11 protein-coding genes are annotated in these 16969 nt (G+C 46.8%); 1 reads left to right on the top strand and 10 read right to left on the bottom strand.

Translation table 11 applies throughout. The annotated features are described in order from the left end of the window. The gene (locus MHH93_RS22185; protein WP_500055788.1) at positions 1 to 3150 is read right to left on the bottom strand and encodes a stalk domain-containing protein; all 3150 of its coding nucleotides are present in this window, start codon (positions 3148 to 3150) and stop codon (positions 1 to 3) included. A 316-nt stretch (positions 3151 to 3466) separates the two neighbouring features. On the opposite strand from MHH93_RS22185, the gene MHH93_RS22180 reads away from it, so the two are divergent. Next, positions 3467 to 4435, top strand: a complete 969-nt coding sequence (locus tag MHH93_RS22180) for a hypothetical protein (RefSeq protein ID WP_500055787.1) — start codon at positions 3467 to 3469, stop codon at positions 4433 to 4435. Between the two features lie 149 nt (positions 4436 to 4584). Here the strand turns inward: MHH93_RS22180 and MHH93_RS22175 are convergent, their stop codons facing one another. From MHH93_RS22175 to purD, 9 genes are all read right to left on the bottom strand, one after another. After that, a complete protein-coding gene (locus MHH93_RS22175; protein WP_500055786.1) occupies positions 4585 to 5172 on the bottom strand; it encodes a GNAT family N-acetyltransferase in 588 nt (195 codons plus the stop codon). A gap of 50 nt (positions 5173 to 5222) precedes the next feature. Further along, positions 5223 to 6515, bottom strand: coding sequence for a threonine ammonia-lyase IlvA (gene ilvA / locus MHH93_RS22170; protein ID WP_500055785.1), 1293 nt, complete (start codon positions 6513 to 6515; stop codon positions 5223 to 5225). 63 nt (positions 6516 to 6578) lie between these two features. After that, complete coding sequence (locus MHH93_RS22165; RefSeq protein WP_500055784.1) at positions 6579 to 7469, bottom strand: alpha/beta hydrolase; 891 nt, start codon at positions 7467 to 7469, stop codon at positions 6579 to 6581. A 368-nt stretch (positions 7470 to 7837) separates the two neighbouring features. Continuing rightward, positions 7838 to 10132 (bottom strand): beta-glucosidase family protein, encoded by a 2295-nt coding sequence (locus MHH93_RS22160; RefSeq protein ID WP_500055783.1) that lies wholly within the window; start codon positions 10130 to 10132, stop codon positions 7838 to 7840. Positions 10133 to 10442: 310 nt separating this feature from the next. Then, on the bottom strand, positions 10443 to 11048 hold the full coding sequence (locus MHH93_RS22155) for an alpha/beta hydrolase (RefSeq protein WP_500055872.1): 606 nt from the start codon (positions 11046 to 11048) through the stop codon (positions 10443 to 10445). A 14-nt stretch (positions 11049 to 11062) separates the two neighbouring features. Next, on the bottom strand, positions 11063 to 12013 hold the full coding sequence (locus tag MHH93_RS22150; protein WP_500055782.1) for a ring-cleaving dioxygenase: 951 nt from the start codon (positions 12011 to 12013) through the stop codon (positions 11063 to 11065). A gap of 259 nt (positions 12014 to 12272) precedes the next feature. Next, positions 12273 to 13355 (bottom strand): hemolysin family protein, encoded by a 1083-nt coding sequence (locus MHH93_RS22145; RefSeq protein WP_500055781.1) that lies wholly within the window; start codon positions 13353 to 13355, stop codon positions 12273 to 12275. Positions 13356 to 13611: 256 nt separating this feature from the next. After that, the gene (locus MHH93_RS22140) at positions 13612 to 14949 is read right to left on the bottom strand and encodes a hemolysin family protein (RefSeq protein WP_500055780.1); all 1338 of its coding nucleotides are present in this window, start codon (positions 14947 to 14949) and stop codon (positions 13612 to 13614) included. A gap of 716 nt (positions 14950 to 15665) precedes the next feature. Further along, positions 15666 to 16931 carry a phosphoribosylamine--glycine ligase gene (gene purD / locus MHH93_RS22135; RefSeq protein WP_500055779.1) on the bottom strand — a complete coding sequence of 422 codons (1266 nt, stop codon included), beginning with the start codon at positions 16929 to 16931 and terminating at the stop codon, positions 15666 to 15668. Positions 16932 to 16969 lie beyond the last annotated feature (38 nt).

The raw sequence follows: 16969 nt of genomic DNA, 5'->3' as shown, positions 1-16969 counted from the left end.
TTAAATACCACTACCACCGGAGGCACTTGCATCGTTATCCTGATTAGAGGATTTACCTGTATTGTCGGCTCCCTGATCAGTACCAGAAGAAGCTGGCGGAATGGTCAAAGTCCCTTCAGAGGTGACTGATGTATTTAACGACGTGTCAGCCACTGCGACTACCAATACCCGGTATTTCCCTGCTCCAAAATCTACATTATCTGAATCCTTAGCTGTAATACCCACTGTTGCTGTCCATGGAGCGGTACCCGTACTTACTGTGGCTAGAACTGTACCAGAAGTACCTGTACTGCCCCCTTCTTTAACAATGTACACATCGTAACGAGCAATGCCTGCCTCATTAGTCGGCTTAGTGAAACTTACATTGATGGAATTATCAGTTACTGTTGCATTTACACCCGTTACCTTCTCAACAGGTGTTGGTGCCTGCTTTTTGGCGTTAATCGTAAACGTAGATGAAGACATATTTGATTCACGTTTAGCGTCAGATGACTCGGATAGAATGTAAGCCGTATACGATTTTCCGGGAACAATGGATTGACCATTGATATCAAACAGTACACTTGGAAGTGTAGCAATGCCTCCAGATGTTTCCACAGATTTTATTGTATTGGAGTTGTTTTCTTTCGCTATGTTCTTCGCTACATTGAGCCCAAATGCGCTTCCTGTCGGAGCAACCATAACAACATAACGTCCAATGCCCGCTTTGGAAGCTGGTTCCGTATATCTCAAAGTCACATCCGTTACATCACCAGCTGCTTGATCTTCGTTTTTAACATCAATTTTAGTAATTGTAACTGCTCCTACTGCACTGGTTACGGACAATCTAACATCTGCATAGGCTGTAGACAATACATTAGATGAATTACCGCTATTACTTACCGCGAGCACAAATATGCGATAGTTTTCATCATTGCGAATATTTGTACCATCTGTTGCCTTGGTATCGTCTAAAGTCACCGTGTAATTTCCACTTCCTCCAGCTTTATTTACCACCTTAAAGTTGGAGTTCCGATTAGCTTCGGCCAAATCAAATCCACCCAAGTTAGATGTTTTGACTACAAATACACGGTAATGATAAATGTTCGTCTCATTCGACGATCGATTAAATGTTACACGTAGATCACGTCCATCTCCGTTATCCGCTATGTCCGTTGCAGTCACACTGGTCGGAGCGGTAACAGCCGTGTTAGTAGTCAATGTAATCTGAGATGAATATGAAGACAACGCATTTTGACTCGAGTTTCCGCTATTGCTTACTGACATAATGAATACACGATAAGGAACACCATTGGTAATCCAATTCCCGCTTGTATCATACGCATTGCTAGGAAGCGTAACGGACAGGTTACCACCCGTTTTGTTCACTTGCGTGTAGTTGTTCGATGCATTAGCTGCGCTTAGTGTGAAGCTGCCCACATTAGCGGAACGAACGACATATACACGGTAGGCAGAGATCCGGGATTCATCCGCAGCTTTGTTGAAAGACACGCGCAGATCACGACCATCACCGTAGTCGCTAATATCCGCAACAGCCAGGTTACTAATCACTCCCGCGTTACCGTTCGTTGTAAGTCTCAGCACAGTGGAGGAAGCTGACAGGGCATTGGTGTATCCGTTTTGCTGATTGCCCACCGCCATCACGTAGATGCGATAATCTTGCAGATTCGTTACGTTATAACCACTTGTGTCCTTCATGGATGAAGGCAAAGTCGTTGTAATGTTGTTACCTGTTTTATTCACCGTATAGTACAGACTGGAGGACAGGTTGCTTGCCGTTGTCAGATTGAAGCTGCTGGCAACCGAGTTGCGCACCACGAAGACGCGATAATTCGCCACCTTGGACTCATCCGATGAACGGTTGAAACTCACCTGAATATCACGACCATCTCCATAATCCGAGTTATCCTTCACCTGTGTAATCACTGGTGATGTTGCTGTATTCACGGACAGGGTAAGTGAAGAGGATGCTGCAGACAGCTTGCTGTCTGTTGTTGTATTGGTGCTTACGGACAAGATGTACACTACATATGCTGTACCGCTCTTGATCAATTCGCCGGACGTATCCCGGGTCGAAGAAGTCAGCTGGCTTTTGACAGCAGCGGTGTTGCCTTTGTATATGATCGTGGAGTTTGCACTCGACACTTTATTCGCTGCAGCCAGATTGAATGCAGAAGAATCCTTCGCTTTAACAACAAATGCACGATAATACGTAATGTTCGATGTCGTGCTCGGCTGTGTGAAGTTGATCTCCAGATCGCGGCCATCGCCATAGTCACTAATATCTGCGGCACGCAGATTAGTAACCGCCTGTACTGTGGATTTCACAATATTGAGCTTCAATGCCTGGGAAGACCAGTTCAATGCATTTTTATAATTATTGCTGCTGTTACCAACAGTCAGGACATACAGGCGATACGTTTCATTGCTATTAAGCAAATCCCCGTTCACGTCACGCGTCTGTGCATTAAGCGTCAGTTTCGGATTGCTGCCATTCGGTGTTACAGATGTATAGTTTGCAGAAGGTACGGCAGACGCTGCCGACTCCGTGAAGGTATTCACATCGCGTGTTTTCACCAGCATAATCCGGTAAGCAGAGACCGCCTTCTCCGACGTTGGACGTGTGAAGCTCACGGTCAGGTCACGACCATCTCCATTACTTCCGGATACCGATCCATAGATGTTCCATGCAGCATATTGTGTCTCATCCACTGGAGGTGTAGCCGTTGTCTTGATATCTACACGCTGATTGCGCGAGTTCCAGAATACTTTCTCTCCAAAAGCTTCACTGACAAAACGAATCGGAACCATCGTGTTGCCCTTAATCGTATTGGCAGGTACATCGAGCGATATCGCTTCCCCGTTGATGTATGCCGTTTTGGAACCAAGTTTCAAAGTAACTTCCTGATCATCGCGAGTTGCAACAATCGTTTTGGTTCTGTTCGTGTACTGTACCTTCGCATCCAATCCTTCAAAAATCGACCGAAGCGGAACCAGTACGCGTCCGCCTTTCATCACAGGTGCCTGAGCAGAGGATAACTCTGCATCATTAATATATATGCTGATTCTCGCAGCTGCATCCATAACCGACGTTGGAAGTGCGGACATCAGCATGGCCGATACAGCCAGCGCTGACATTACCTTCTTCACTTGTTTTCCTCCCGCTTTCCTCATATCCCATATCCCCATTCTCACAATTAGTTAACATCGAAATAGATTCGCTGTTCTTTTCATTAATTCCTGTATTTACCTGTGCACATCTAAGACGTTCAGATCAGCTCAAAAGTTTCCAGTTGTACAAAATTTATTTTCGCAGAAAATTTCCTCTATCTTCCACCCTCCAAAAGTTAAAAATAACAGAAGAATTTGTCACCATTCCGCAACCACATCCTGCACCAATTGGGTTAATGTATAGTGACTAGTGAACAACACCTATCATTTTCTTAACTACGGGAGGTTCATATCTATGACATCATCGTTCCAATCTGCCAAACGTAAAGGCATGCGCACCTTCATTACCGCCACCGCCATCCTCATGCTGCTCCAAACGGCTGTCGCTCCCTTATCCGGAGTCGCTGCTGCCGCTTCTTCCAGTACAGAACCCAAAGTCACAACTGCCAGTTCAACAACGATATATAAAACATTTCAGTCCATGCTCTACAAAAAGAACGGCTTGCCTGCCGCGGATATTTATCTCGAATCTCATATCAATCAAGTCACCACTTATCATGCAACTCTGATGGTCTTACAACTGGAGAATGCCCGCAACAAGGCGTTAACAGCCATGACGGACCGTCTACTGGTGCCTAATGTTCAAGACAAGATGATCAAAGCCTACAAGTGGAATGATAGCTTCACCCAACTGATGAGCCGCACCAACGACGCCAGTCTGCGTGCACTGCTCCAGCAAGCACGGGATAGCGGTTATCGCCTGGTTATGTTGGAAGGCTCCCTCTATCCGATCATGAATTATATGGCTTTTCAGAAATATATCTCGTACGTGAAACCAGACATCAAACAATACATTAATATCATGGCTGTTGAAACCAGCAACCTTGCCGCCGATGATGGTGCACTGGTCATTGGCTATCAGGAGGTACTCAATCGCGCTTTGAATCAGGAACGATTCCTGAATGAATATCCGAAGTCCAATCGGGTACAACAGGTGAAAAATCTGATGAATAACTATACCTTGTATACGTTTTATGGCCTGAATAATACGCCTTTATTTGACTACGAAACGAACAAAATGACTGCCAATGCCCAGAAAGGTTACAAAGCTGTCTTACAACGTAACTCTTCCGAAGACAGTGCCTTCCTGACCAAACTCGAAAAGTTCATGGACGTCGTAACCGAAGCGAATTTCGAGAAAACGGCTGCTGTCGAGAAATGGCTGGAGCAGCATGTGCCTGTCAGTGACTATGCCAACTATTGAGTTAATCCGCTCCCACGGTTAATATCCTGTTCAAATTCAAGCTAAATCCCAATAGATAATCACAAAAAGAAACCGCAACAGGATCGCTCCTGTCGCGGTTTCTTTTTGCTTCTATAGTCAAAACTGACTCAACCCGTCAGCTCCCTCAACTATTGAATCGGTTTGACCATATGATTATACTCATGTCCTCCGATGACAATCACATCGTCTTTGACATATCCCTGTCGTTCATAGAGCATTAGCGCGCGGCCGTTGTCCCGTTCTACAATCAGGGATACCTGGGAGTGACCCAGATCTCTGCCCTGCTGCTCAAAAGCAGCCATCAGTGCCCGGCCGATGCCCTGCCCCTGATAAGCTTCACTTACCGAGAGAGTATCCAAATAATACTCACCCGGACGTGTTTCTTTGACCAATGCATACTTCTCTTCCCGGCTTCGTCCAGGGCGATTCAGTATCGGCTGATCCAGCCGATCTGCTTCACCGCCATCATAGGCTACGAGAATTCCCGCGACCAGCCCATCGTGCTCCATCACCGTTACGTGACGATAACTAATCCGATTGTCTTCCTGTACATAGAACGCCTGCAAAATCTGCATCGCCTTCTCATGATCCGCCTCACCAGCAAGCGCGTAAGCAATATCTCCTATCGCCTGGTACAGCAACGGAATGACTTGATCTGCATCTTCTATGCGCGCTGGTCTGATCAGAGGAGATGTTTCTTGGTGATCTGATTGCATACTTCATTTCACCTCCGACTGCATGTCTGACTGCCTTGTTGAATAATTCATCAGATTAACATGTTGAACAGATTCAGGTTTTTGTTCAGCTCGGTATAGGCGATACCTTTGCGGTTCATACGTTCAATGAGCGGTTGGTAATCTTCCTTGTACATCAGCTCAATGCCCACCAAGGCAGGGCCATTTTCCTTATCATGCTTTTTCGTATATTCAAACCGGGTGATATCATCATTCTTCCCTAGAACTTCTTCCAGGAATTCACGTAAGGCTCCTGCACGCTGCGGGAAATTAACCATGAAATAATATTTGAGACCTTCATAGATCAAGGAACGCTCCTTGATTTCCTGCATCCGGTCGATATCGTTGTTCCCGCCACTAATGACACAGACCACCGTTTTGCCCACAATTTGCTCACGATACTGCTCCAATGCTGCAACAGCCAAGGAACCGGCAGGCTCAACCACGATGGCATTTTCATTATAAAGCTCCAGAATGGTTGTGCAGGCTTTGCCTTCAGGCACTTTCACAATGTCATCAAGTATACTGCTGCAGATATCATAGGTCAGATCACCAACCCGTTTCACGGCTGCGCCATCCACGAATTTATCAATATCATCCAGCGTTACAACCTGTTTGCGGAACATCGCCTCACTCATGGAAGCTGCCCCAAGTGGCTCAACACCGATGATGCGTGTCTCCGGACTCACGGTCTTCATGTAGGTTCCCACGCCGGCCGCCAGTCCTCCGCCACCAATCGTCACGAACACATAGTCAGCATTCTCATCGAGACTTTCCATGATTTCCATCGCTACCGTACCATTACCTGCAATAATCTTCGGTTGATCAAAAGGGTGGATAAACGTCATGCCCTGTTCGTCACATGCACGCATCGCTTCTGCGTAAGCATCATCATACGTATCCCCGATCAGCACCACTTCAACGTTGTCACCGCCAAAACGTCTTACCTGTTTCACCTTTTGGTTCGGGGTTGTACTTGGCATGAAGATTTTGCCGTTAATTCCGAGGGCATTACAGCTAAAAGCAACACCTTGAGCGTGGTTGCCTGCACTCGCACAGACAATACCTTTCTCCATCTCGGCTGGTGTCAGACTGCGAATCATATTATAGGCGCCCCGAATTTTGAACGAACGCACTACTTGAAGGTCTTCCCTTTTCAGATACACATTACAGTTATATTTGGCCGATAATACAGCATCCCGCTGCAACGGCGTTCTTACAATGACCTCACGCAGCACATGATGTGCGCGTACGATATCTTCCATGCCAACACTGGCACGACCGGGACTTGTGGTTCCCGTTGGTTCTTGTTCAACTGGTTTCATGTTGTCTCCACACTCCGCTTTTATGGTCTAGCAATGTCGCGCACTGCTTTTCTTTGTATTGTATCACTTTTGTTCTGTTCTTGCGCTTGAGCTTACATCATTTATCATTCGTACAATCTCATCGATAATGACCTGAGGGTCTGTATATATAACCATATGTCCCGATTGATTCGCCCCAATCCATCTTGCATTGGATAGCTTGCTCACCGTCTGGCGATGCGCCTTGATGAGTGCAGGTCTGATTTTCCCCTCTCCCTTACCCGGTTTCGTACCCGAGATCACGCTAACTTCCAGATCACCCAGAGATGGCGGATGCTCCAACAACGCTCCCATGTCACTCAGAAATGTTTTGCCCTCCGCAAGCATCGTGCTGGCTGCTCGTACAGTGAAATCTTCCTTGATATGATCCGCCGCCACATCGTCAGGCTGAATGCTTCCCGCTTTGCTGCCGAGCAACTTATATAAACCCGTACGCGCCATGATTGGAATGAGGAAACCGTTAAGGGCAAAACTCTTTTTAGTAAGCTTGGAGAAATACATATCGCAATGCTCATCTGATGGGTCCACCAGAATAATGCCACGTAATCGAGACAGATGCGCAGACGCCGCAGCCCGTACAATCGGACCTCCCCAGCTATGTCCAACCAGGATGAATGGGCCCGGGCCCAGAGCTGTCAGCAGTTCTCCAAGATCCCCTGCAATGCGTTCAAGGGTACGGGGAGCCGAGTCGACATCACTTCGTCCCGCCCCTGCCCTGTCATACACGACGGCGCGTGCATGCTCAGTAATGGCTGGTGCAACCAGTCCCCAGTTCGATCTGGAGGCGCCCATACCGGATTCAAACACCACCGTAAATCCCCCTGTCCCCTTGGACATATAATGTAGTTTACGACCATCGCGGGTCTGAACAAACGCACTTGAACCAAATGTATGTGAGCTAGGGTTAGGATTCATATTCCCCTCCTGATTACAAGCATAGTCATCTTACATCGACCCTAATTGAAAATGATTATCAATTACTTCATTATAGAATAATCCATCCTTTACCACAACCATGTTGCGCCATCATGTTACAGCCGTCCTGTCGTTTCTATCGCTTTATGTCACGTTGCAAGGATCATCACCCATCCCACCGTTCTTTCTCCCTCTTTTCCCTTATGCAAAAAGAAAACCCGATCCATAATCGGATCGGGTAACTGACCAACCACTATGCGGCTGGTCCTCACATGCATCTTCTTGTAGCTTCGTACGCAGTTCCTGCACGGATTGCACAGTCACTTCATCCAAGGATGAACGCATATTCGGTTTAGAGATACTGCACCTTATCCCCGAATACCATGATCCTTGTTGTTGTTCAGCTGCTCCAGCAGCTCATTCATCGCTTCTTCCGTCATAGCCCCACCGCTAAACGCAACCAGTGCACGCAGCGGCATATATTTCATCATTGCATCCATCATATCCGCATGATCACCCGCATCATCACCGCCAAATCCACTAGCTTCCTGGAACTGCTGCAAAGCCTGTTCCAATAGCTTTTTATGGGCCGGATCACGCTGGATATCTCCCAATGTGCTATTACGCGTATAAGTGGGAAGGAATGTCGCTGTAGACTCTACATTCACACGTGTATGCACATGAATGTCCCGAGAGGAGCTGCCCACCTGAATCTCGAACTCACCTGTCTCCACATGCCAATCCTTCATATCTACATTGTAATAGGCGAATGAACGCTTATTTAGTGTAAAACTCACTACTTTTGACTCTCCAGGTTCAAGAGCTACTTTGGCAAAAGCCTTCAGTTCTTTGACGGGACGAATAACTGTGCTCTCTACATCGCTGACATACAACTGGACAATCTCCTTGCCCGCTATGTCACCAGTATTGGTGACCCGGACATGTACATTTACCTCATCCTGATCGGTCAGTTCCGTACGGTCTACCTTCAGGTCAGCATATTCAAATGTGGTATAACTCAGTCCATAACCAAACGGGAACAGGGGCTCCAGCTCTTTTTTGTCATAATAGCGATATCCAACAAAGATGCCTTCCCGATAATCGACACGATCCCCTTCACCCGGGAAATTCAGATAAGATGGATTATGACTGAGCTTGGCAGGGAATGTCTCTGCCAGTTTACCGGACGGATTTACCTCTCCATATAACAGATCAGCTATCGCTCCACCAACCGCCTGTCCACCAAGATAAGCTTCAAGCACCGCTTGTACCTGGGGCAGCCAAGGCATCTCCACTGGAGATCCGTTGCTCAGTACAACGACCACACGGGATTGAACTTTCGCAATCTCTTCAATCAGCCGAATATGATTGTCAGGCAGACGCAGATGGGCACGATCATACCCTTCGGATTCATAACGATCCGGCAACCCAACGAACACCACGGCGGTATCCGCTGACTGCGCTGCCTGAACAGCCTCATGCATTAACGTTTCATCCACATCATCCGCTTCAATCCGATAACCTGGGGCATAGGAGAAGGTTACACCTTCGCCAGCCACCTGTGTCATCTCTTCCACAATATCATCCACTTTGGTCGGATTAATGTGGGAACTGCCGCCACCCTGGAAGCGAGGTTTACGCGCAAATGCCCCGATTAACGCCACTTTGCCTTCACGCCCCAGCGGCAGAAGACCCTCTTCATTTTTCAGCAAAACCATACTCTCGGCGGCCACCTTGCGCGCAAGTTGGTGATGCTCATCCTTGTTATATGTGGCCCCATCTTGTTTTTGATCAACCGCATTGAAGATCAGCGTAAGCAGACGCTCCACCGCCCGATCCAGCTTGTCCAGCGGCAATTTTCCACTCTCTACAGCATCGATCACTTTACGCTCACCGATTCCACCGCTTGTTGGCATCTCCAGTTCAAGTCCTGCTGCAAGGGCGTCTGCACGTTCATTAACCGCGCCCCAGTCTGATACCACAAGACCTTCGTGTCCCCATTCGTCTTTCAGGATATCCGTCAGCAACCATTCATTCTCACCTGCATACGTACCGTTCACCTTATTGTAAGAACACATCACCGTCCACGGCTGTCCATCCTTCACCGCACCTTCGAAGCTCGCCAGATAAATCTCGCGCAGCGTCCTTTCATCTACTACCGCATCAATCGACATGCGCCGTTCTTCCTGATTATTGACTGCAAAGTGTTTGAGAGATGTACCCACACCCTGGCTCTGCACGCCCTGAATATGACCGGTAGCCATCTGCGTGGATAACAACGGATCTTCGGAAAAGTATTCAAAATTACGTCCGCCCAGTGGGGAACGTTTAATATTCACACCCGGACCCAGCAGTACCGCTACATCCTCGGCTTGACATTCCTCACCCAGGGCTACCCCGACCTGACGCGCCAGATCCTTGTCCCAGGAACTAGCCAGTCCTGCCGCAGACGGGAAACAGGTTGCAGGCACGCTCGATGTCAGACCCAGATGATCTGCACTGCCATCCTGCTTCCGCAGCCCATGAGGTCCGTCCGTCACCATGATGGATGGGATACCGAGACGCTCCACCCCTTTCAGATGCCAAAAGTCCAGTCCCGAGCACATACCCGCTTTCTCTTCCAGTGTCATCCGCTGTACCAGTTCCTTGATGTTACGTTCCACATTAACCCCTCCAGTTCATGATGTTCGTGCAATTCTTACTTCACTCTGATGACAGAACAACCTTCCGATCGCTGTTATCCCCAGATTTCTTTATTCCTTAATACAAGAATACATCGTCAATTGTTGCTTATTCAAATGTTTACCCCATTCGTTACGCTTACATAACAGCAGCTTTTCGTTTGCTTCACAACCCAAAATTAAATATAAAAAAAACAGCCCGATTTCAATTTCCATCAGGCTGTTTGTAACTGCTCTAGCTTCACTATACCTAGGACTAACATACCGTTCATTTAATAAGGAAATACCCGAATTAAGCCTGTGTCTTAAACCAAGCTGCCGCAGCTTCTGCCTCAGTACGCGTCAATTGATGACCCTGACGCTCCCAGTGCAAGGTTACATCGGCACCTGCACCGCTAAGCAGTGAAGCGAGTTCCTCGGTTTCACGTCTTGGTACAATCGGATCGTTCTCGCCTGCACCAATGAACACAGGCAGACCTTTCAGATCCGGCAATTCCAGTCCGCGCAGCGGTACCATTGGATGATGCAGAATTGCACCTTTGAATACATCCGCTTGATGGAAGATCAGGCTTGCTGCAATGTTGGCACCATTAGAGTAGCCCAGTGCATACACGTTGGACCGATCGAAACCATACTCCACCGCAGCTGCATCTACAAAAGATCCCAGCTCTGCGGTACGAGCAATCAAGTCTTCTTCGTCAAAAATCCCTTCGGCCAAGCGGCGGAAGAAACGGGGCATCCCGTTCTCCGATACGTTACCCCGCACTCCAAGGATACCAGCTCCTGGCGCGATCATCTCTGCAAGACCAATCAGATCATTCTCAGTACCGCCTGTACCGTGAAGCAACAGGATTGTTGGCGCATCCGCCTGTGCACCTGCTTTATAAATATGTTTCATTGTATTGGTTGTGGTCATGATTTGGACTCTCCCTTCCATTCACGTACTTCAATTCGTGGCAACAATTGTTCAATCTGTTCGCGCTGTGGTTCATACCATTCAGGCAACATCAGTTTCTCACCCATGCTCTCTGCGGGTTCATCCCGTGCAAATCCTGGAGGATCGGTGGCCAGTTCGAACAGTATGCCTCCCGGCTCCCGGAAATACACAGCGTTGAAGTATTGACGGTCAATGACCGGTGTTGGATGATATCCGGATTGTTCAAGATCCTGCTGAATTTGTTCATGCTCCGCGTAGTCTTTGGCACGCCATGCAATATGGTGGACCGTTCCGGCTCCGCCAATACCGCGTTGAATGCCTGTAGACTGAATGTCAATGATCTGGCCAATATCGCCGCTTGCCTGTAGACGAAGGAGTCCATTCTCTTCGCCGACCTGCTCCAAACCGAGTTTGCTCACCAATACATCCATGGTTTTCTCAGGAACGTGGCTGAACAATACAGCGCCGCCGAATCCTTTGATGGCATGCTCCGGTGTAACTCCGTTGAAACTCCAGCTGCTTGGCTGACCACCTTCGCGCTCAACAAGTTCAAGCAACAGGCCACCTTTATCGAAGAAACGAATATACTGCTCACCGAATCTGGTTTTATCTTCATATGGAATGTCGAAGGAAGTAAGACGTTCTTTCCAGAAAGGCAAGCTTCCTACAGGTACCGCATATACGGTAACTCCAGTTTGACCCGAACCAATGACACCTCTTCTTGAATTCTGCTGTGGGAAAAAGGTGATGATGGTGCCCGGCGCGCCCTGTTCATTCCCGTAATACAAGTGATAGACGTCTGGTGCATCAAAGTTAATTGTTTTTTTCACCAGTCTGAGCCCCAAAACCCCTGCGTAAAAATCAACGTTTTTCTGTGCATCGTCTACAAAAGCTGTAATATGATGAATGCCTGTAGTTTTGAACATAATCTCCACTCCCTTGGTTTAGTATTTAATCGTATCATAGGTTGTTTTTGCATCTTTTATTTATTTCGATTTTGTTATTTATCTTTAAATTAAGATTCTTTAAATTTATATTAATCTATTGAACTGCAATATGCAAGCATTTATTTTAAAATTAAGATGTAAACCAAAAAAACAGGCCCCGATTACACCGGGAACCTGTTTCTCGTTACTACAATTACATTGCTTTGCTAATTCTGTAATATCTTTATCGCACTGCTTTTTATACCAATTTCATTCTTTTCGGTGGATTCACCAAATCTTTGTGCTCGTATTCATCCTTAATATCTCCGACGATCTCTTCAAGGATATCCTCCATCGTAACCATACCTACCGTAGCACCTGCTTCGTTCTTCACGGTTGCAATGTGTACACGGCTTTGCTGCATCTGGATCAGTACATCTTTAATTGGAGAACGCTCGGAGAAACTCGGCGTATTATGGACAAATGTCTCCATATTAAAGGCGCGGCCAGCAGCCACACTCGTCAGCATTTCTTTCGTGTTGATGAAACCAACAAAATGCGTCTGATCTCCATTTGCAATAACAGGATATCTCGTGTATTCATGTCGATTCAGCGTTTCAATGATCTGATCAAGCGGCATTTCTTTATTCAGGGTAACGATTTTTTCCCTTGGAATCATAATCTCCTGAAGCAAACGCTCATCAAAAGCAAAAATGTTCTTCAGATAATCCAACTCTGTCTGGTTGATCTCACCACTCTCATAGCTCTGCGCCATAATCAGCTTCAGCTCTTCTTCCGAGTGAACGGTATCATGCCCGGCAGGTTTTACACCAAATATGCCAAGCAACAGACGAGCAGCTCCATTCAGCGCATAGATGAACGGATTCATGATTTTACCGAACCAATACAGTGGTGGTGCCAGCAACAGCGTCATTCTCTCTGCAAACTGAATCGCCAGTGTTTTCGGTGCCAATTCACCAATAACCACGTGCAGGAACGTAATGATTGCTAGAGCAATACCATAGGAAAGCACGGTAGACAACGCCGCCGGCACTTCCATACGCTCAAATAGCGGGTGCAGCATTTTCTCAACGGTAGGTTCGCCCAAGGCTCCCAATACGAGCGCCGTGATGGTAATCCCCAATTGACATGCCGACAGATAATAATCCAGGTTGTGTGCCACTTTTTTGGCCAGTACTGCCTTTTTGTTACCTTCCGAGATCAATTGATCGATTCGGGACATCCGTACTTTAAGAATTGCAAATTCGGCTCCAACGAAAAAGGCTGTCAGACCGATAAATACGGCTACTAAAAATAAATTCAAGGCTATTATTCCGTCCAATGATTTCCCTCAGGTTGAGGGATTCACCTCCATTAAAATTTAAAATAAGGTTGCACGAGTGTTGTTCCGGTGACGGCTCGTTCTTCCGATCGCCATTGCCTCCAAATTTCCCTGATTGTTGTTTTCAAAGGTTTAAAAAAGCTTTAAAATTGGTTTGCAAACGCGAACGCTACGCTTCTTCAGAATCGATTCCGTCCCCTACACTGCTACGTTGTCAAAAATATTTGAAGTTTCCCAAGCTTCTCGGCTAAAAAAATCACGCCAGATCGCTTGCAGCTTCCTCTACTTCAGCGCCGTTCACTCGTTCCAGAAGCACTTGTTTGATGTGATAGTTCTCGGCATCGACAACGGTCCAGACATATTCGCCATGTTCTACCGTGTCGCCTTTTTCCACACCTACACCCTTCTGGTACTGAATCCATCCGGCCACCGTATCCATCTCTTCGTTTCCTTCAAAGCTCAACCCGAACTGCCGCTCCACTTCATCCAAAAGTACCCGGCCATTAATGAGATATTGATTCTCCCCAGTCTCCTGGATATCAGCCACCTCATCGGCATCGAATTCATCACGAATCTCTCCGACCAGTTCCTCCAGAATATCCTCCATCGTAATGATTCCCGAAGTACCACCATATTCATCCACGACTACGGCCATGTGTACACGTTCCTGCTGCATTTTAATCATCGCATCCTGGATACGTGTGACTTCGGAAACAAAAGGGATCTCTCGAACGAACTCGCTTAGTTGATACGATCTTGCTGCAACCATGTCAGGCAAAATCTTTTTCACATTTACAACGCCGATAATGCGGTCCTTGTCCCCGTCCTCGATGACAGGGTAACGTGAATAATTATGTTCATCCAATATAGGAATAATATCGTCATAGGTCATATCCTGATCTAATGTCACCAGTTCCGTACGCGGTACCATGATGTCTTTGGCATCACGTTCATCGAACACAAATACATTTTCCAGATATGAAAGCTTGGTCTTGTTGTCCTCGTCCCCTTCATAACTCTGGTTCATGATGATTTTAATCTCGTCTTCCGAGTAGGCTTGATCATGTTCTGCAGGCTTTACACCGAATCCCCGCAAAATAACACGTGAGGCTCCATTAAGTGCCCAGATGAACGGATACATGATTTTACCAAACCAGTATAGCGATGGGGCGAGCATCAACGTCAGCTTTTCCGAAAATTGAATCGCCAGCGTTTTGGGTGCCATCTCACCAACTACCACATGCAAGAATGTCACTAGGATAAAGGCAATCGCATATGAAGCAATGGATGAGATTGAAGCAGGCACATCTAAATAATTGAATACCGGGTATAACAGTCTCTCAACCGTCGGTTTTCCGAGTGCTCCCAGTCCCAGAGCAGTGACCGTAATACCGAGCTGACAGGCTGACAGATAATAATCCAGGTCCGAGACAACTTTTTTGGCGAGTACAGCCTTTTTATTGCCTTCGGCAACCAGTTGATCCACTCTTGATGTACGAATTTTGACTACAGCGAACTCTGATGCTACGAAAAATGCAGTCAATGCAATCAAGATAATAAGTAAAGCGATATTCAATATGGTAATTATGTCCAATGATTTCCCCGATTCTCAGGGATTCACCTCCAGAGATAGTTACAGCGTGATCCGTTAACTGTGTTAACCATTCACCAGCTGTTAGTCTTTCAACACGACGTCTGCCTTATATAAAATCGATTACAATGATAATTTTTGTATAAGTCTTACGTTTGACCTTGTAAAATTACAAAACAGGAATTCAAGATGAAGTCAATGACTTGCAGAAACTTCTTCATTCAAATCGGGTTACCCCTCATGCTGTCAATTGTTCCTCGCTTAACTCCACCTAGATTCGCCATTTGGACAATTTACAATATCGCCTACCCAATAGATATCCACCTCCCCTCGTACTCATTCCTGTTTCCGAAAAGTATACCATGTTTCCCACTCAACCATCCAGTTGCACGTTATGGTTTGGCACAAGCTTACAGTATAATGTTCACAAATTAGTCTCTATGTATGTTACGTACTTTATATAATATGATGTTTATTACCTCATAATGTGATAATCTTCACATGTTTAGTATAGTCCAATTTCTAAAAATACTACCCTGTACTTCTAGGCATTAAACATACTTGATTCCCCTGATTTAATGCTATTTCGTATCTTCCCCATTTATTTCTCTGTATGGACTAGTTCGGCCATTTGCACAAGATACATCTATATACGCAGCAAAGAGCCCGCAGGATGCATATACCTTTCGGTACACATCTTTACGGGCTCTTATATCAATCTATACGAGTGCTTTAGCAGCAATATCCGTCCGCTGATGTTTGCCATCGAATTGGATATGCTCCGCCTGTGCATAGGCTTTGTTTCTAGCTTCGGCAATATCAGCACCAAGGCCCACAACGCCCAGAATCCGTCCACCGTTGGTGACCCAGTCTCCTGCTTCATTACGCGATGTACCTGCGTGGAATATCACCGCATCATCCACATGATCCAGTCCTTCAATGACTACACCTTTAGCATAAGGACCCGGGTAACCTCCTGAAGCAAGCACTACACATACAGCCGCTTCATCACTCCATTCGATCTCGATGTCAGCCAGTTTGCCATGAACAGTCGCCCAGAAGATATCAAACAAGTCGCTCTTTAGACGTGGCAATACAACCTGCGTCTCGGGATCTCCAAACCGTGCGTTGAACTCAATGGTTTTGGGTTTGCCATCGGGCGAGATCATCAGTCCAGCAAACAATACACCCTGGAATGGACGTCCCTCGGACACCATTGCTTTAGCCGTTGGTTTGATGATCGTCTCCACGGCTTCTTCAATAATGGATGCAGGGATATGAGGCAATGGTGAATATGTACCCATACCGCCTGTGTTTGGCCCCTGGTCATTGTCGAATACAGGTTTGTGATCCTGTGCCGCGGCCATCGGACGAACCGTTTCCCCATCAACAAAGGCCAGAATAGACATTTCCTGCCCTGCCAGGAATTCCTCGATGATGACTTTCGCTCCAGCTTCTCCAAACACTTTATCCACCATGATGCTGCGAAGTGCCTGATCAGCCTCATCACGGGAATAAGCTACCGTCACACCTTTGCCCGCTGCCAGTCCATCTGCCTTGATGACAACAGGAATTGCTTGTTCATTCAGATATGCTTGAGCCTGTTCGTAGTTATCGAATTTCTCATAGGCTGCCGTTGGAATGTTGTATTTGTGCAGCAGATCCTTCATGAACGTTTTACTTCCCTCAATCTCTGCTGCATTGCGTCGAGGTCCGAATACCGGAATACCAGTCGAGTCAAATGCATCCACGATCCCATCCGCCAGCGGATCATCCGGACCAATAACCACTAATCCCACTTTAAGCTCTACAGCTAGAGCCGTTAGTTTATCGAATTCATTCACCGCAATCGCATGACACTCAGCGAGCTGAGCAATGCCTGCATTTCCCGGTGCACAGTGAATCTTGTCTACCTTCGGACTCTTCGCCAGCGCCCAAATGATTGCGTGCTCCCGGCCACCGCCGCCTACTACCAGAATATCCATTCGTTCTGCTCCCCCTTTATTGAACAACCTAAAAAAGA

Origin of the sequence: Priestia sp. FSL H7-0729 (assembly GCF_038005685.1) — a bacterium.
In the GTDB taxonomy this organism is placed as follows: domain Bacteria; phylum Bacillota; class Bacilli; order Paenibacillales; family Paenibacillaceae; genus Paenibacillus.
This window is presented reverse-complemented; position numbering and strand designations above follow the sequence as displayed.

Excerpts from the sequence above, each read along its gene's own strand:
- MHH93_RS22155 (WP_500055872.1), bottom strand. The coding sequence starts at position 11,048 with ATGAAACATATTTATAAAGCAGGTGCACAGGCGGATGCGCCAACAATC.
- MHH93_RS22150 (WP_500055782.1), bottom strand. The coding sequence starts at position 12,013 with ATGTTCAAAACTACAGGCATTCATCATATTACAGCTTTTGTAGACGAT.
- purD (WP_500055779.1), bottom strand. The coding sequence starts at position 16,931 with ATGGATATTCTGGTAGTAGGCGGCGGTGGCCGGGAGCACGCAATCATT.
- MHH93_RS22165 (WP_500055784.1), bottom strand. The coding sequence starts at position 7,469 with ATGAATCCTAACCCTAGCTCACATACATTTGGTTCAAGTGCGTTTGTT.
- MHH93_RS22180 (WP_500055787.1), top strand. The coding sequence starts at position 3,467 with ATGACATCATCGTTCCAATCTGCCAAACGTAAAGGCATGCGCACCTTC.
- ilvA (WP_500055785.1), bottom strand. The coding sequence starts at position 6,515 with ATGAAACCAGTTGAACAAGAACCAACGGGAACCACAAGTCCCGGTCGT.
- MHH93_RS22175 (WP_500055786.1), bottom strand. The coding sequence starts at position 5,172 with ATGCAATCAGATCACCAAGAAACATCTCCTCTGATCAGACCAGCGCGC.